14 protein-coding genes are annotated in these 16,115 nt (G+C 63.5%); 4 read left to right on the forward strand and 10 right to left on the reverse strand.

All coding sequences use genetic code 11. The features are described from left to right. Nucleotides 1–18: 18 nt before the first annotated feature. The 4 genes from glpT to NJ69_RS05400 form a co-directional block, all read right to left on the reverse strand. A complete protein-coding gene (glpT, locus tag NJ69_RS05385) occupies nt 19–1,359 on the reverse strand; it encodes a glycerol-3-phosphate transporter (protein ID WP_039576847.1) in 1,341 nt (446 codons plus the stop codon). Nucleotides 1,360–1,508: 149 nt separating this feature from the next. Then, nucleotides 1,509–2,801 (reverse strand): PQQ-dependent sugar dehydrogenase, encoded by a 1,293-nt coding sequence (locus NJ69_RS05390; RefSeq protein WP_039576849.1) that lies wholly within the window; start codon nt 2,799–2,801, stop codon nt 1,509–1,511. After that, nucleotides 2,798–3,226, reverse strand: a complete 429-nt coding sequence (locus NJ69_RS05395; RefSeq protein ID WP_039576850.1) for a DUF2231 domain-containing protein — start codon at nt 3,224–3,226, stop codon at nt 2,798–2,800. Before NJ69_RS05395 ends, NJ69_RS05390 begins: the two co-directional genes overlap by 4 nt. A 103-nt stretch (nt 3,227–3,329) precedes the next feature. Beyond that, on the reverse strand, nt 3,330–4,295 hold the full coding sequence (locus NJ69_RS05400) for a ribonuclease Z (RefSeq protein WP_039576853.1): 966 nt from the start codon (nt 4,293–4,295) through the stop codon (nt 3,330–3,332). Nucleotides 4,296–4,444: 149 nt separating this feature from the next. Between NJ69_RS05400 and NJ69_RS05405 the strand changes: the two genes are divergently transcribed. Beyond that, nucleotides 4,445–5,257, forward strand: coding sequence for a crotonase/enoyl-CoA hydratase family protein (locus NJ69_RS05405; RefSeq protein ID WP_039576855.1), 813 nt, complete (start codon nt 4,445–4,447; stop codon nt 5,255–5,257). 34 nt (nt 5,258–5,291) lie between these two features. Then, nucleotides 5,292–6,122 carry an NAD(+) diphosphatase gene (gene nudC, locus NJ69_RS05410; RefSeq protein ID WP_039576857.1) on the forward strand — a complete coding sequence of 277 codons (831 nt, stop codon included), beginning with the start codon at nt 5,292–5,294 and terminating at the stop codon, nt 6,120–6,122. Between the two features lie 31 nt (nt 6,123–6,153). Here nudC and NJ69_RS05415 read toward each other — a convergent pair whose 3' ends face one another. The 3 genes from NJ69_RS05415 to NJ69_RS05425 form a co-directional block, all read right to left on the reverse strand. Next, nucleotides 6,154–6,933, reverse strand: coding sequence for a TSUP family transporter (locus tag NJ69_RS05415; RefSeq protein WP_039576859.1), 780 nt, complete (start codon nt 6,931–6,933; stop codon nt 6,154–6,156). Nucleotides 6,934–7,095: 162 nt separating this feature from the next. Continuing rightward, complete coding sequence (gene glsB, locus NJ69_RS05420; protein WP_039576861.1) at nt 7,096–8,031, reverse strand: glutaminase B; 936 nt, start codon at nt 8,029–8,031, stop codon at nt 7,096–7,098. A gap of 110 nt (nt 8,032–8,141) precedes the next feature. Continuing rightward, complete coding sequence (locus NJ69_RS05425; RefSeq protein ID WP_039576863.1) at nt 8,142–10,142, reverse strand: DNA topoisomerase III; 2,001 nt, start codon at nt 10,140–10,142, stop codon at nt 8,142–8,144. Between the two features lie 242 nt (nt 10,143–10,384). Here NJ69_RS05425 and NJ69_RS05430 point away from each other — a divergent pair, with 242 nt between their 5' ends. After that, a complete protein-coding gene (locus NJ69_RS05430) occupies nt 10,385–12,235 on the forward strand; it encodes a polyurethane esterase (protein ID WP_039576865.1) in 1,851 nt (616 codons plus the stop codon). A gap of 43 nt (nt 12,236–12,278) precedes the next feature. Here NJ69_RS05430 and NJ69_RS05435 read toward each other — a convergent pair whose 3' ends face one another. The 3 genes from NJ69_RS05435 to NJ69_RS05445 form a co-directional block, all read right to left on the reverse strand. After that, on the reverse strand, nt 12,279–13,250 hold the full coding sequence (locus NJ69_RS05435; RefSeq protein ID WP_029613132.1) for an endonuclease: 972 nt from the start codon (nt 13,248–13,250) through the stop codon (nt 12,279–12,281). Between the two features lie 57 nt (nt 13,251–13,307). Further along, a complete protein-coding gene (locus NJ69_RS05440) occupies nt 13,308–13,547 on the reverse strand; it encodes a DUF1654 domain-containing protein (RefSeq protein WP_029613133.1) in 240 nt (79 codons plus the stop codon). Nucleotides 13,548–13,746: 199 nt separating this feature from the next. After that, a complete protein-coding gene (locus tag NJ69_RS05445) occupies nt 13,747–14,838 on the reverse strand; it encodes an asparaginase (RefSeq protein ID WP_039576867.1) in 1,092 nt (363 codons plus the stop codon). A 318-nt stretch (nt 14,839–15,156) separates the two neighbouring features. On the opposite strand from NJ69_RS05445, the gene NJ69_RS05450 reads away from it, so the two are divergent. Further along, on the forward strand, nt 15,157–16,110 hold the full coding sequence (locus NJ69_RS05450) for a sugar ABC transporter substrate-binding protein (RefSeq protein WP_039576869.1): 954 nt from the start codon (nt 15,157–15,159) through the stop codon (nt 16,108–16,110). Nucleotides 16,111–16,115: the final 5 nt, after the last annotated feature.

Below are 16,115 nucleotides of genomic sequence, written 5' to 3' on the forward strand. Positions count from 1 at the left end.
GCGTATCGAAGCGTCGCCTTATCGGCTGCTGCTTGCCACACGGGTATGACGCAAGGTTGGCAACAGAAACGCAATGGCCAGGACGCATGCCCCGATCAGCAGCACGAAGCCACCGTCCCAACCGAAGTGATCGACGGTGTAGCCCATCGCTGCGCTGGCGGCGACCGAGCCGCCCAGATAGCCGAACAGGCCGGTGAAGCCGGCGGCGGTGCCGGCGGCTTTCTTCGGCGCCAGTTCCAGCGCTTGCAGGCCGATGAGCATGACCGGGCCGTAGATCAGGAAACCGATGGATACCAGCGCGATCATGTCGACGGTGGGATTGCCCGGTGGATTGAGCCAGTACACCAGGGTGGCCACGGTCACCAGCGCCATGAACACGATACCGGTCAGGCCACGGTTGCCCCGGAAGATCTTGTCCGACATCCAGCCGCACAGGAGGGTGCCCGGAATGCCTGCCCATTCGTAGAAGAAGTAGGCCCAGGAGGTCTTGTCGACGGTGAAGTGCTTGGCTTCCTTGAGGTAGGTCGGCGCCCAGTCGAGCACGCCGTAGCGCAGCAGGTAGACGAACACGTTGGCCAGGGCGATGTACCAGAGCATCTTGTTGCGCAGCACGTACTTGACGAAGATCTGCTTGGCGCTGAATTCCTGCTCGTGGCTGGCATCGTAGCCTTCGGGGTAATCGTTCTTGTATTCCTCGATCGGCGGCAGGCCCACCGACTGCGGCGTGTCGCGCATGGTGGCAAAGGCGAACACGGCCACCAGCACGGCGACGGCCGCGGGTACGTAGAAGGCCGCATGCCAGTCGTTGGTCCAGCCCAGGCCCAGGATGAACAGTGGACCGATCAGGCCGCCGCCGACGTTGTGCGCCACGTTCCACACCGACACCACACCGCCACGCTCCTTTTGCGACCACCAGTGAACCATGGTGCGGCCACTGGGCGGCCAACCCATGCCTTGGGCCCAGCCGTTGATGAACAGCAGCACGAACATGATGGTCACGCTGGAGGTGGCCCAGTGTGCGAAACCGAACACGAACATCACCGCGGCCGACACCAGCAGGCCGAAGGGCAGGAAATAGCGTGGGTTGGAGCGGTCGGACACCAGCCCCATGAGGAATTTGGAAAGGCCATAGGCGATGGCGATGGCGGAGATCGCCACACCCAGTTGACCACGCGTATAGCCCTGCTCTTCGATCAGGTAGGGCATGGCCAGGGAGAAGTTCTTGCGCAGCAGGTAGTAACCGGCGTAGCCGATGAAGATACCGGCGAAGATCTGCCAGCGCAGGCGGCGGTAAGTACTGTCGACTTGATCGGCGGGCAGTGGCGCCCGGTGTGCGGCAGGGCGGAAGAAGGCAAGCATGGGAAGCTCCAGCGTTGTTGTTTTATCTGCGAAAACGAATATTACATTTTCGTTACAGAAAACAGTACTGCGGCGCTGGCATACCCTGTGGTGCAGGGAGATTTCCTACTGAAGGAGCAGGAGCGGCATGCCGCCGCCCCCGCTGAGGCTCATGGGTTACGGGTGACTCGCCATACGGTGTTGGCCAGATCGTCGGCGATGATCAACGCACCTTTCGGATCGACGGTCACCCCGACTGGGCGTCCTCGGGTCTTGCCGTCTTCGCCACGAAAGCCGGTGGCGAAGTCGACCGGCTCGCCCGCCGGCTTGCCATCGCTGAACGGCACGAAGATCACCTTGTAGCCCACCGGGTTGGGCCGGTTCCAACTGCCGTGTTCGCCGACGAATACGCCATTGGCGAACTGCTCGCCCATGGCCGCCACCGAGAAGTCGACGCCCAGTGCCGCCACATGCGAGCCAAGGCTGTAGTCCGGTTTGATCGCGGCGGCGACCTTCGCTGGGTTCTGCGGCTGGGCGCGGGTGTCCACGTTCTGCCCCCAGTAGCTCCAGGGCCAGCCGTAGAAGGCGCCTTCACGGACCGAGGTGAGGTAGTCCGGCACCAGGTCCGGCCCCAGTTCGTCGCGCTCGTTGACCACTGCCCAGAGTTGACCGGAGTCGGGCTGGATGGTCAGCGCGGTCGGGTTGCGCAGGCCGGTGGCATAGGGCTTGTGCGCGCCGGTCTGGGCGTCGATCTGCCAGACCATCGCCCGATCGACCTCGACCTCCATGCCACGCTCGGTGATGTTGCTGTTCGAGCCAATGCCCACGTAAAGGTAGCGGCCGTCGGGGCTGATGGTGAGCGCCTTGGTCCAGTGGTGGTTGATCGCCGAGGGCAGTTCGGTGACCGTGGTGGGTGCGCCAGAGGCCTGGGTTTGGCCGTCCTGATAATCGAAACGCACCAGCGCATCCTGATTGGCCACGTACAGCTTGCCGTCGGCATAGGCCAGGCCATAGGGCGCGTTGAGGTTCTCGGCGAACACCGTCTGCACTTCGTAGCGGCCGTCACCGTCGGCGTCGCGCAGCAGCGTGAGGCGATTACCGCCCTTGACCTGGGTGTTGCCTTTGGCCTTGATCTGGCTGGCGATCACGTCCTTGGGCTTGAGCTTGGCCGCATTGCCGCCGCGACCCTCGGCAACCAGGATGTCACCGTTGGGCAGCACCAGCGTCTGGCGCGGAATCTTCAGGTCGCTGGCGATGGCGGTGATGCTGAAGCCCTGGGGTACGGTAGGCTTCTGCTCGCCCCACTGAGTGGGCTCGGCGATCTTCATGCTGGGCAGCAAGCCACGTTCCGGGGCCGGCAGCTTCGGATCGGGACCGCGTGCCTGGGTGGCATCGCCGTCGCCGCCACAGGCGGTCAGCAGCAGGCTCATGCTCAGAACGGACAACGTCAGTGGCGTTTTCATGCAGCACCTCCGGAACGCAGGTTGGTCAGGCCGACCCAAGTCGCGATGCACGCCAGCACGCTGACGATCACCGACAGCACCAACCCCGAAGGCATCACCGCCCAGGCGTCCTTGGCGTGTTCGAAGGCGTTGATCAGCCCCAGTACCCAGGTCACCAGCAACAGCAACACGTAGAGCACCGGCCGTCCGGCCTTGCGCTCGGCGCGCACCAGGTTGGCCAGCGCGAACAGGAACGCCAAACCGCAGAACAGCAGGCCGCCGGCGATCAGCCAGGCGGCGAAGTTGCTCCATTGAATCTGCATGCTCTGGTAGTAGGCGATGTCGCTGATCAATGCCCCCAGGAACAACGGCACGGTGCCGGCCAGCAGTGTCGCGTGCAGCGGCCCGGGTCGGCAGCGGTAGGGGTCATGGACGGTCGTGGTCATGGCGGCTCCTTGTCGTTCGGCGGTACTGGCCAGCGCGTTTTGCGCTGGCTGCGCCTAGTCAAGGATCGTCGGGTAAAGGCGTTAGTTCAGCGTAATTTCGCGCTCAAACATTCGCCTCGGGCACCAGGCGCGCGCTGCGGTCGAGGTGATAACGGTGCAGATCCTGCGCCAGAATCAGGTGGCCGTCATAGTGAGCGCGGGCTTCATTGCGGATGTCATCGATGTTCGGGCTGCGCCGTGGATCGCCCTGATAGCGTGCGCTGAAGTGAGTCAAGACCAGGTTGCGCACGCCTGCGTCCTGGGCGAATTGCGCAATCGCGGCGGCGCTGCTGTGGCCGAAGCTGGCGCCGGTGCGCTCGATCAGCGCTTGGGTGAAGGTCGCCTCGTGCACCAGCACGTCGGCGTCCTTGGCCACTTCGGCGAGCAACTCGGGGCGGTCGTTGTCGCCGCAGACGATGATCTTGCGCGGGGCGCGGGAGGCACGCAGATAGTCTTGAGGGTCGAGGGTACGGCCTTGGTGCACTACGGCGATGCCATGCGCCAGTTGCCCCCACAGCGGGCCGCGCGGGATGTGCTCGGCCTCCAACCGTGCCTTATCCAGGCGCGGTTCCGGGTTGACCTCGGTGAACACATAGCCCCGACTGGGCACCCGGTGCGACAGTTGCACTGCGCTGACCTGCACGCTGGCCGAGCGCCAACCGACGAAATCTTCCACCGCGAGCAGACGCAGCTCGAAGGGCAGGTAGGTGTCGCTCACCGCCAATCCCAGACGCACCCAATCGTGCAACGCGGTCGGCAGGATCACATCGAGCGGTTCGCGGCGCCCGGACATCCCCGCGCTGGCCAGCAGGCCGGGCATGCCGAAGCAGTGATCGCCATGCACATGGGTGATGAAGATCGCGCGCAGGTCGCGTACCGATAGCGGGGTGTGCAGCAGTTGGTGCTGAGTGGCCTCGCCGCAGTCGACCAGGTACCAACCGCTACCGGTCGCCTCGATGACAGCTGTGGCACTGACGTTGCGCGCCTTGGTGGGAATGCCGGCGCTGGTGCCGAGGAACAACAGGTCCATGCTGGATCTTTCCTTGCAGTGTGGGGCTATTCTAGGGGGCGATGGCAGAAGTGCACAGGTGGGCGGGAGTCCAGCTTTTGGCACACGTCTCGCCGGGGCGCTGCGCTATAGTCCGGCGCACCATCCTCACCTTCACAGGAGTGCTGTCCGTGACCGAGTACACCGCCTTCAAGGTCGAACTGACCGACCACATCGCCCATGTGCAGATCAACCGCCCGGACAAGGTCAATGCGATGAACGCGGCGTTCTGGGACGAGCTGGTGAGGATCTTCCAGTGGATCGACGACACCGAATCGGTACGGGCAGTGGTCATCAGCGGGGCGGGCAAGCATTTCTCCTCGGGTATCGACTTGATGATGCTGGCCTCGTTGGCCGGCGAGATGGGCCCGGATGTGGGCCGCAATGCGCGCCTGCTGCGTCGCACCATCTTGCGTCTGCAAGCCTCGTTCAATGCCGTCGACCGCTGCCGCAAGCCGGTACTGGCGGCGATCCAGGGGTATTGCATCGGCGGCGCCATCGATCTGGTGTCGGCTTGCGACATGCGCTATTGCAGCGCCGATGCGCAGTTCTCGATCAAGGAAGTGGACATGGGCATGGCGGCCGATGTCGGCACTCTGCAACGTTTGCCGCGTATCATCGGTGACGGCATGATGCGCGAGCTGGCCTACACCGGCCGCATGATCGATGCCCAGGAGGCACTGCGCATCGGCCTGGTGAATCGGGTGCACGAAGAGGCCTCGGCCCTGCTTGAAGCGGTATTCGACATTGCCCGGGACATAGCCGGAAAATCGCCGCTGGCGGTGGCAGGCACCAAGGAGATGATCAGCTACATGCGTGACCACAGCATCGACGATGGCCTGCAGTACATCGCCACCTGGAATGCTGCCATGCTGCAATCGCAGGACTTGCGGGTCGCGGTGGCGGCCCACATGAATAAACAGAAACCGACGTTCGCCGACTGAGCCGTTCGACGTACGTGCCTGAAGGACCATGACCATGTCAGCACGCTGGACTACCGCAGTACTCGACCCGCAGATCGCCGGCGGCTGGGCCGTCGCCCGCAGCCCGGCGGGGTTCCTGGTGGATGACAACGGTGCTTTGTTTCCACGCGACTGGCTCAAGCGCCAAGGGCTGGACGTACTCTGCGAGCACGGCATCGGCCATTTCGACGGCGAGCCAGTCTTCCTCCTCGAACTGCGCAGCGCCACCGACGTGCCTGGCATGACCTGGCGCGGCCTGCGTCAATTCATGCTTGAAGGCGACTTCGAGACCTACAAGCTGCTTGGCTATGCCGCGCAGATCGGCACCTGGGCCCGCGAGCACCGCTTCTGTGGCAGCTGCGGCCAGCCGATGACGCAGATCCGCTGGGAACGGGCGATGCACTGCCTGGCCTGCGACCTGCGCAGTTATCCGCGCATTTCGCCGAGCATGATCGTGTTGGTGACACGGGGCGACGAGGTGCTGTTGGCGCGCTCGCCGCGTTTCGTCAGCGGGGTATACAGCACTTTGGCCGGATTTGCCGAGCCGGGCGAGTCGGCGGAAGATTGTCTGGTGCGCGAGGTCCGCGAGGAGGTCGCGGTGGAGGTCGGTAACATTCACTATGTGGGCAGCCAGTGTTGGCCGTTCCCGCATTCGATGATGCTGGGGTTCCACGCCGAGTATGCCGGCGGCGAGATCGTCATGCAGCCGGACGAAATCGAAGATGCGCGCTGGTTCAACGTGCATGACCTGCCGCCGCTGCCGGCCAATCGTTCCATCGCGCGCTACTTGATCGACCTGTATGTCGCGCGGCGTTTGGGCTTGCCCGAGCCGACGCTGCCCAACTGAGGCCGCGGCGGCTGTTGCCGTCGCCTCTGAGTCAGGCCTGGCCGAACCAGTGCTGCCAGGCCAGGCGCACGGTCAACGCCAGTACCACGGCGATGAAGACTGGACGGATGAACTTGCTGCCGCCGCTGATCGCAGTTCGAGCGCCGAAGAACGCGCCGACCATCACCGCCAGGCCCATGGCCAGGCCGACGATGTAATCCACCTGCCCGGAAACCATGAATACTGTCAGCGCTGCAATGTTGCTGACGAAGTTCATGCTGCGCGCCACACCGCTGGCGCGGACCAGGTCGATGGGGTAGAGCAGTAGCGTGCTCACGGTCCAGAACGCGCCGGTACCAGGACCGGCGACACCGTCGTAGAACCCCAGGCCGAAGCCTTGTGGGAACTGCCAGGTCCGCTTGATCGGGGCTTCAGCGTCCAGGGGGGCCTTGGGCGTGCCGCCGAACAGCAAGTACAGGCCACAGGCGAAAACGATCACCGGCAGCATCTTGTTCAGCCACTCGGCAGGCATGTAGTGGGCAACCACCGCGCCGATCAATGCACCGACCAGTGTGCCGAGAATCGCCCGACGCCATTGGGCGGGATGGAACAGCTTACGGCGGTAGTAGGTGAAGCTTGCAGTGGCCGAGCCGAAAGTCGAGCTCAGCTTGTTGGTACCCAGCACCAGGTGCGGCGGCATGCCGGCGGTGAGTAGGGCGGGCGTGGTGAGCAGCCCGCCGCCGCCGGCGATGGCATCGATGAAACCGGCGACGAAGGCGACTGCAGTCAGGATCAGCAGGGTGAGCGGTTCTACGGTGAGTTCGAAGGGCATGGGACGGCTTTCAGGCAGCGGGCAAGAGCGCGACAAAACGTCGCGCGCGAACGGCCATGGTACTGGCCGAGACGCGCGGTTGCCAGTCAAGGGCGGCGATATCAGGGCTGGCCATTGCGGCCGAACAGTCGGTAGCCTTCCCATTGCCCCAAACGCGCCGCCTCAGCGCGCCAGTTCCTGCGCCACGGCGGAAAACACCGAGCCGGTCATTCGCTCGCTGAGCAGTTCCAGCACGCGCATGCCGGCCAGTGAGTTGCCCGAGGCGTTGAGCGCAGGTGACCACACGCAGATGCTGTAGCGCCCTGGCACCACGGCGACGATACCGCCGCCTACGCCGCTCTTGCCTGGCAGGCCAACCCGGTAGGCGAAGTTGCCAGCCTCGTCGTACAAACCACTGGTGGCCATGATCGCGTTGACCTGCTGTGCCTGACGAGGGCTCAGTACCTGCTCGCCACTGTGCGGGCAGTAGCCGCTGTTGGCCAGGAAGGCGAAGCCTCGGGCCACGTCCACGCAGCTCATCGACAGCGCGCAATGGTGGAAATAACTGCGCAGCACGGCATCGACATCGTTGTGGAAATTACCGAACGCCTGCATCAGGTAGGCCATGGCGGCGTTGCGGGCGCGGTGTTGATACTCGGATTCGGCGACCACTGCGTCGCTGACGATACGCGGATTGGCCGCCAGGCGCCGGACGAAGTCGCGCATCGACAGCGTCGGTGTGGCATAACGCGATTGATTGATATCGCAGATCACCAGCGCTCCAGCGTTGATGAACGGATTACGCGGGCGGCCTTTCTCCACCTCCAGCTGGACCAGCGAGTTGAACGCCTGCCCGGAGGGTTCGTAGCCCAGTCGCGACCAGATGGCCTCGCCGCTGTGGTTGATCGCCTGTACCAGGCTGAACACCTTGGAGATGCTCTGGATCGAGAAGGGTGTTCGCGCATCGCCTGCACAGTGCAACTGGCCGTCCAGGCTCTGCACGGCGATGCCCAGCTGGTTGGGGTCGACCTGAGCGAGGGCGGGGATGTATTGGGCGACCTGGCCCTGGCTGAGCAGTGGGCGGACCTGATCGAGGATCTCTTGCAGTAGTGCTTGCATGGGGGCCTGCGAAAGCGATTGGAAAGGAGCTGGGGAACTGGTCTACAAGACGCGCCGCGGCTTGCCGACGACACACCCGTGACTGGCGATTGTCGGCACGTGCCAGTGGCTCAGCGCGGCTTGAGGGTACGGCGTCCGGTGCTCTTGCTCTTGCCAGTATCGGCGGTGCCTGTCGTGGTCTTGCGTTTGCCTGCGCTGCGGCGTTTCTTCTTCCATGGCGCGCCCTTGCCGGCGGCGGGCGCGGGTGGCCCGTTTATGGTCAAGCGCATGCCCGCGTAGCGTTGCACCAACTTGCCCATCCAGGCCGACTGGCGCGTGACGAATTCGTCCAGGCTCATTTCACCGTTCTGCACCATGTCCAGCGCTTGCTCCCAGATGGCCGTCGTGCCAGGGTCGGCAATCGCCTTGGGCACCGCGTCGATCAGGCTGAACGCGGCGGGAGTGGCCGACAGGGCCTTGCCGTGCTTGATCAGGTAGCCACGATCGAGCAGGCCTTGAATAATGCTGGCGCGGGTAGCTTCGGTACCGATACCGGTGGTCTCCTTGAGCTTCTGCTTGAGCTTGGGGTCGTCCACCAGCTTGGCGACGTTTTTCATCGCCTTGATCAGGTCGCCTTCGGTGAAGGGCTTGGGCGGCTGGGTCCACAGGTCCTTGAGTTGCAGATACTGGAGTGGGCAGTCGTCACCTTGTTTCAGTGAGGGCAGCACCTGAACTGGCGGGGCTTCGCGACCCTTGGTGGCGGTGGCCGAGGAGGACTTGGTCGTCGAGCTCAGGGCCTCGGGCAAGGCGCGGCGCCATCCAGGTTCGACGATGTGCTTGCCGATTGCGCGTAACGCATGGCCAGCGCACTCGAGCTCGGCTTGAGTACGGTCGTATTCGTGGTGAGGCAGGAACTGCGCCAGGTAGCGTGCACGGATGAGCGTGTAGACCGACTTGTGCTTGGGCGGCAGGCGCGCCGGATCGCTGACTGCGACGGTCGGGATGATGCCGTGGTGGGCGCTGACCTTGGCGTCGTTCCAGGCGCGCGAGCGCCGCTCTGGCTGCAGGTACGGCTGCAGGGGGGCCAGGCTTGAGTCGGCACGTTGCAGCGCCGCGAGAATGGCGGGCGCCTCCGCGTGCTGGCTGACAGGCAGGTAGCCGCAGTCGCTGCGCGGGTAGGTGATCAGCTTGTGGGTTTCATACAGCGCCTGGGCAATATCCAGGGTTTCCTGTGCACCCAGGCCGAACTTCTTCGAGCACAGCTCCTGCAGCGTGCCGAGGTCGAAGGGCAGCGGCGCCGCCTCGCGTACGCGCTCGGTCTGCACCTTGAGTACCCGGGCGCTGCCAGCGGCCTGCATCTGGCTCGCCGCGAGCTGGGCCAGCGCCTGGTTCAGGCAGCGGCCCTGGTCGTCGCAAGCCTCTTGCGGCGCGCGCCAGTGCGCGCTGAACAGACTGTCGGCATGGGAAAGCTGCGCTTCGATGGCCCAATAGGCCACGGGTACGAAGTCGGCGATGCTGCGATCACGGTCCACGACCAAGCGCAGCGTCGGGGTCTGGACCCTGCCCACTGGCAGCACGCCTTGATAGCCCGACTGACGCCCGAGCAGCGTGAACAAGCGGCTCATGTTCATGCCGATCAGCCAGTCCGCCCGGGAGCGGCCCAACGCGCAATGGTAGAGGCTGAACGTGTCGCTGCCTGGGCGTAACTGGCCCAGGGCCTTGCGGATCGAGGCGTCGTCCAGTGCCGACAGCCAGAGGCGCTGGACCGGGCCGCGATAACGACAGTGCTCGACCAATTCACGGGCGATCATTTCCCCTTCACGGTCGGCGTCGGTGGCGATCACCAACTCGCGGGCTTCGCCCAGCAAGCGCTTGACCGCCTTGAACTGGCTGGCGGTCTTGGGCTTGACCAGCATCTTCCAGCGTTCGGGGATGATCGGCAGGTCGTCCAGCGTCCAGCGTTTATAGCGGGCGTCGTAGCTGTCTGGCGGTGCGGTTTCCAGCAGGTGGCCGATGCACCAGGTCACGCACACATCGGTGCCCTGCCAGCAGCCGTCGGCCTTGCGGTTGGCGCCCAGTACCTTGGCGATATCCTTGGCTTGGGAAGGCTTTTCACAGAGAAAAAGACGCATGGCGGTGAACGCTTGATCAGAGACGATGGACGCTAGGATGGGCAAGCCAACGCGCTCACGCAAGCTTTATCTGTATGTATGTACAGTTTTGCAGTCAGCGAATATGTCCTTGGATTTGGCATGAACGCCAGTGCCGCAGGGTTGGCTGACTCACCGGTCTCGTGCCAGCGTTACCAGATGCCCCGGATGTGTCATTGGACGATGTCACCGGGCCCTTCTGTCTCATTACAAGGACGTCACCCATGCCACTGTTCGATTACCGTCAACTCGACTCCGCGACTTCATCTGCGCTGTTCAAAGACGCCTTGCTGCTGGCCAGTTACGCGTATCACGCCATCGACGATGGCTTCATTGCCGGCTACGAGAAACACGGCTTCGGCCTGGGTTTGCCAGCGACGTTGGTCAAGGCGCTGATCGGTGGTACCGACAGCCAAGGCGTGATCCCTGGCATCCCCTGGAACCCCGATGCCGAAGCCCGCGCCCTGGCGCAGGTCAAAGCCGCCGGATGGACGCCGATCAGCGCCGCGCAACTGGGCTATCAGGGCAAGACCGATGCCCGTGGCACGTTCCATGGCGAGGCGGCGGGCTATACCAGCGCGCAGGTGGAGGTGCTGGGTCGCTACGGCGCCGAGGGTCAACTCAGTGCCATCGGTATCGCCTTTCGCGGCACCAGCGGCCCGCGGGAAAACCTGATCGGCGATACCCTCGGCGATGCCATCAACGACCTGCTGGCTGCCATTGGCCCGGCCGACTATGCGCGTAACTATGCCGGCAACGCCTTCGATCGCCTGCTCGGCGATGTCGCCACGTTGGCCCGTGCCCATGGCCTCACAGGCGCGGACATCACCGTCACCGGACACAGCCTGGGCGGGCTGGCGGTCAACAGTCTGGCCGACCTGAGCGCCAGCCGGTGGGACGGCTTCTATCAGCAGGCCCGCTATCTGGCCTTTGCCTCGCCGACCCAGGCTGCCGATGCCAGCCAAGTGCTCAACATCGGCTACGAGAACGATCCGGTGTTCCGCGTGCTCGACGGCACCTCGGTGACCTGGGCCACGCTGGGCGTGCACGATGCCGCCAAGCCCTCGACCACCGATAACCTCGTCAATTTCAACGATCACTACGCTTCCGACGCCTGGAACCTGCTGCCGTTCTCCATCGGTAACATCGCCACCTGGCTTTCGCACCTGCCGGGTGCCTATACCGACGGCCTGAGCAGGGTCGTCGATTCGCCGTTCTATCAATGGACCAGCCGCGACTCGACCGTCGTGGTCAGTAACTTGTCCGACGTCACCCGCGGCTCGACCTGGGTCCAGGATCTGAATCGCAATGCCGAGCCTCACACCGGCAGCACCTTCATCGTCGGCTCCAGCCAGGATGACCTGATCCAGGGCGGACGCGGCAACGATTACCTTGACGGCGGCGCGGGTAACGATACCTTCCGCGATGGCGGCGGCTTCAACATGATCGACGGTGGTTCGGGTCATGACACCTTGCAGCTCGACAATGCGCTGGCCAACGTTGCAGTTGCCCGCGATGGCCAGGGCACGCTCTACGTGCGCGATGCCGCCGGCGGTATCAGCCTGGTGCGCAACGTCGAGGCGCTGGTCAGCAAGGAAGCCAGCCTGATGCTCCTGCGCAAGGAGGTGTCCCATGCGGTGACGGAGCAGGGGCTACTGAGCAGCGGCAAAATCGAACCCTACGCGCTGTCGCTGCAAGGCAGCCAGGGCGCCGATCACCTGCAGGCCGGTTCGCAGGGCAGTTGGTTGTTCGGCTTGGCCGGGGATGACCGGCTGGCAGGAGGTGCCGGCGACGACGTCCTGATCGGCGGCACCGGCAACGATGTGCTCAGTGGCGGTGCTGGACGCGACACCTTCCTGTTCAGCGGGCATTTCGGCCAGGATCGTGTGCTGGACTTCAGCGCGCAGGATCGACTGGTGTTCATCGGTGTGGAGGGGGGGACTGCGCTGCCGGACTGGCGCGATCACCTGAGCCGGGCGGGCGATGATCTACTGCTCAGTTTCGGCGCCGACAGCGTGACCTTGGTGGGCGTCGCCAGCCAGGGGCTGGCCGACGGACAGGTCGTCATCGCCTGATCCAAAGGCCGCCAAGCGGCCCTTGAATCATCGCTCCCAGCGCTCAGCGGCAGTTGCCGGCCTTGCGATAACCCGCCGACTGGGCCTGGGACTCGGATTCGAACGTCACCAGGTTCTTCGCCGATACCTGGCCGTAGCTCGGGCAACCCGTGGGCAGGTGATAGACCCGGCTGTTCTGGTTGCCGACAATCATGCCAGCCGACCCCGTTCCTGCCTTGGGCTGCGGCGTCGGGGTCGAGGGTTTGGCCGGGGTGTCCGGCAGCCGGCTGACCACGCCATCGCCGACGGTCTTGTAGCCAGCGACCCAGCGTCGCTCGCCGCTGACGAACGGATTGCCATGGCCCATGACCGCAGCGATACGACCGTCGCGTTCACGCTCCCACGCTGAGACGGGGTACTGCTTGTCCCAGGCCATCAGCAGTTGCTGTTGCTGGCGCGACATATTCAGGCCGTAGCGATCGAACATGTAGAAAGTGGTACGCGCCACCAAGCCCTTGACCTCGTCGCGCGGCTCGGCAGCCCGTTGGTTGAAGTCAACGCGCGTCTTGCACTGGCCGTACTGCGGCCCGACGCCAGATGCCATGCCGTAGTTGAAATTGCTGCGGTCGCCGTTCACTTCGCCTACGGCCGGATACAGATTGAACAAGTCGGCCTCCATGGCGCGGAACACCGGATCGTCGTCCACGCAGTGCTCGCGGCCACCGTTCTTCCAGCACTGGCGCTGATGGCCGAAGGTCCAGGCGGGCACGATGTGCTCCCACTCGGTGCGCTCGGCGCGGTTGGCTTGCTTGCGCGGCTGCAGGCCGCAGGAGGCGGGATCGATCCGCCCGCCGGATTTGCCCACCCAGGTCCATTGGCAGCCGCAGTACAGGTCACCCATGGCACTGCTGGCCTGGTCGAGGTAAATCTTTTGTTTGGCGACCACCTTGGCTTCAGCGAAGGTCGCTGGAGGGGCGGCGAGGGCGGGGGTGGTGACGAACAGGAGCAGGGCAACAACGGACAACAGTCTTTTCATGGGTCAACGCAACATCATCGTTCGGTAGTCGGGGGAGGTGGGGTAAGGCAGGCAGTATCAGTCGTCCTTGGGAACGGTCCAGAAGATCTGGATGCCACCATCGTCGCGGTGGGCAAGGGTGACGTTGTCGTTCTCGGCAATTTCTCCGAGCAGGGTTTCCCAATCGTCGGGCGACTCATGTTCCAGGCGGAAGATCAGCGCGGCGCGGCTGCGCTGGGCCATGGGGCTGTTGATGATCTTCTGGATACGGGTGCCCAATTGCGCGTAGCTGCTGGGCGCAGCGGCGGGACTGGCCATGGAGCTTTTCCTTGTTTTGCTGTATGCGCGTACAGTATTTCACCGTCAGTTTTTTCGCAACAGCGTGTCGGGTATAAGCTCAGGTTTTGTAGCTGCTGATGGTAGAGGGCAGGGTGAGCGCTGGCGTAGGTTCGCCCACTCGACACGTCGATGAGGCGAAGACCAGTGCCCGATGCACCAGCCTTGCGCCCATCGGCAATCAGTACTCCCAGAAGATCCGCTGCAACTCTTTGCTGTCCTGGGTCTTGGTCATTGCGACCATCGCCAGGATCCGTGCTTTTTGCGGATTCAGATCGTGGGCGACTACCCAGTCGTTCTTGTCATCGGGTTGTTCTGCGTTACGCAGCACGAAACCACCTTGGTTGACGTGGGACGAGCGGATGATCTGCACGCCATTCTTGCGCAGTTCCTGCAAGGCCGGCACGACACGCGACGAGACCGAGCCGTTGCCCGTACCGGCATGGATCAGCGCCTTCGCGCCGTTCTGGGCCAGGGCTTTGTAGGCAGTGTCGGTCACGTTGCCGTAGCCGTAGGCGATGTCCACTTGGGGCAGGCTGCTGATCTGCTTGATGTCGAACTCGGAGTTGAGGGTGTGGCGCTTGGCCGGCAGACGGAACCAGTACGATTTACCCTCGACCACCATGCCCATCGGACCCCAGGCGCTCTTGAAGGCCTCAGTCTTGATGTTGACCGCTTTGCTCACGTCGCGACCGGACTGGATTTCGTCGTTCAGGGTCACCAGCACGCCTTTGCCGCGCGACTGCTTGTCGCCTGCCACGGCCACGGCGTTGTAGAGGTTGAGCATGCCATCGGCGGACATCGCGGTACCCGGGCGCATGGAGCCCACCACCACGATCGGCTTGTCGGTCTTTTCCACCAAGTTGAGGAAGTAGGCCGTTTCTTCCAGGGTGTCGGTGCCGTGGGTGATGACGATGCCATCGACGTCGCTGCTGTCGGCCAACTCGGCGACGCGCTTGGCCAGTTTGAGCAGGTCGTCGTTGCTGATGCTTTCCGAAGCGATCTGCATCACCTGCTCACCGCGCACGTTGGCGATGTCGGCCAGTTCCGGTACGCCGGCGATCAGCTTGTCGATGCCCATCTTGGCGGCTTGGTACGTGGCACTGTTGGCTGCGCTGGCGCCGGCACCGGCGATGGTACCGCCGGTGGCGAGGATGACCACGTTGGCGAGCTTCTGCTGCTGCTCGGCTTCTTTCGCGCTGACCGACAGCGGCAGGGCCAGGAGCAGGGCGAGGGCAGTGGGGGCGAGGGTCTTGAGTGCTGCGGTCTGCATTTTTCTTCTCTCTTCCAAATGAGATGGTTGTTTTATTCGCGCAGCAATGTAGGCATGTTCCGTACCAAAGCGGGAAGTGTGAGCCCAAATGCGACGGGGCAGTGATTACCCTTGAGACCCGCTGCTGTTTATGTTCGAAGTCCCGAACGGTTCGATGAACGTTATTCGGCATTCCGACTCTTCAGGCGGATAAACTCCGTGAATGCAGCGGCAAGCGTCTGGCGCGATGTCATTTGACAAAACAGACCACCGTTCTCATAGTGAGCCAACGCAAACGTTTGCGATCCGATAAAAAACACAAGATTCGGAGTTGATCCCATGAAATTGCCATTCCCCGGCCGTCTGCTGGCCATTGCCGTACTCTCCACACTCTCGCTTGCCGTCTCGCTGCCTGCGGCGCACGCCGAAGACAAACCGAAAGTGGCGCTGGTCATGAAGTCGCTGGCCAATGAGTTCTTCCGCACCATGGAAGACGGCGCCAAGGACTATCAGAAAAGCCATGCCGACGAATTCGAGCTGATCGCCAACGGCATCAAGAACGAAACCGACACCGGTGAGCAAATCCGCATCGTCGAACAGATGGTCAATGCGGGTGCCAAGGCGCTGGTCATCGCGCCGGCTGATTCAAAGGCGCTGGTATCGGCCGTGAAGAAAGCCATGGACCGCGGCGTCGTGGTCATCAATATCGACAACCGCCTCGATCCTGAGCTGCTCAAGAGCAAGGGTATCAGCGTGCCCTTCGTCGGCCCCGACAACCGCAAGGGTGCACGTATGGTCGGCGAGTACCTGGTCAAGGAAAAACTCAAGGCTGGCGATGAAGTCGGCATCATCGAAGGTGTATCGACCACCACCAATGCTCAGCAGCGCACCGCAGGCTTCAAGGATGCGATGGACGCTGCGCAGATGAAGATCGTCTCGGTGCAGTCCGGCAACTGGGAAATCGACAAGGGCAATGCGGTCGCCGCCTCGATGCTCAATGAATACCCCGACCTCAAAGCGCTGCTGGCCGGCAACGACAGCATGGCGCTGGGTGCGGTTTCGGCCGTGCGCGCGGCTGGCAAGGCCGGCAAAGTGCAGGTGGTCGGTTACGACAACATCAACGCGATCAAACCGATGCTCAAGGATGGCCGTGTACTCGCCACCCTCGATCAGGCCGCCAGCCAGCAAGCGGTGTTCGGTATTCAGGCGGCGCTGAAGATGGTCAAGGGCGAGAAGCCCGATGTCGATGCCGACAATGTGATCCAGACCCCGGTGAAGTTGATCACCGAGTGACCGTT

Origin of the sequence: Pseudomonas parafulva, assembly GCF_000800255.1 — a bacterium.
GTDB lineage: Bacteria > Pseudomonadota > Gammaproteobacteria > Pseudomonadales > Pseudomonadaceae > Aquipseudomonas > Aquipseudomonas boreofloridensis.

Bases quoted from the DNA above. Each gene is read 5' to 3' on its own strand.
- glpT (WP_039576847.1), bottom strand. From the start codon at position 1,359: ATGCTTGCCTTCTTCCGCCCTGCCGCACACCGGGCGCCACTGCCCGCC.
- NJ69_RS05390 (WP_039576849.1), bottom strand. From the start codon at position 2,801: ATGAAAACGCCACTGACGTTGTCCGTTCTGAGCATGAGCCTGCTGCTG.
- NJ69_RS05395 (WP_039576850.1), bottom strand. From the start codon at position 3,226: ATGACCACGACCGTCCATGACCCCTACCGCTGCCGACCCGGGCCGCTG.
- NJ69_RS05400 (WP_039576853.1), bottom strand. From the start codon at position 4,295: ATGGACCTGTTGTTCCTCGGCACCAGCGCCGGCATTCCCACCAAGGCG.
- nudC (WP_039576857.1), top strand. From the start codon at position 5,292: ATGTCAGCACGCTGGACTACCGCAGTACTCGACCCGCAGATCGCCGGC.
- NJ69_RS05415 (WP_039576859.1), bottom strand. From the start codon at position 6,933: ATGCCCTTCGAACTCACCGTAGAACCGCTCACCCTGCTGATCCTGACT.
- glsB (WP_039576861.1), bottom strand. From the start codon at position 8,031: ATGCAAGCACTACTGCAAGAGATCCTCGATCAGGTCCGCCCACTGCTC.
- NJ69_RS05425 (WP_039576863.1), bottom strand. From the start codon at position 10,142: ATGCGTCTTTTTCTCTGTGAAAAGCCTTCCCAAGCCAAGGATATCGCC.
- NJ69_RS05430 (WP_039576865.1), top strand. From the start codon at position 10,385: ATGCCACTGTTCGATTACCGTCAACTCGACTCCGCGACTTCATCTGCG.
- NJ69_RS05435 (WP_029613132.1), bottom strand. From the start codon at position 13,250: ATGAAAAGACTGTTGTCCGTTGTTGCCCTGCTCCTGTTCGTCACCACC.
- NJ69_RS05440 (WP_029613133.1), bottom strand. From the start codon at position 13,547: ATGGCCAGTCCCGCCGCTGCGCCCAGCAGCTACGCGCAATTGGGCACC.
- NJ69_RS05445 (WP_039576867.1), bottom strand. From the start codon at position 14,838: ATGCAGACCGCAGCACTCAAGACCCTCGCCCCCACTGCCCTCGCCCTG.
- NJ69_RS05450 (WP_039576869.1), top strand. From the start codon at position 15,157: ATGAAATTGCCATTCCCCGGCCGTCTGCTGGCCATTGCCGTACTCTCC.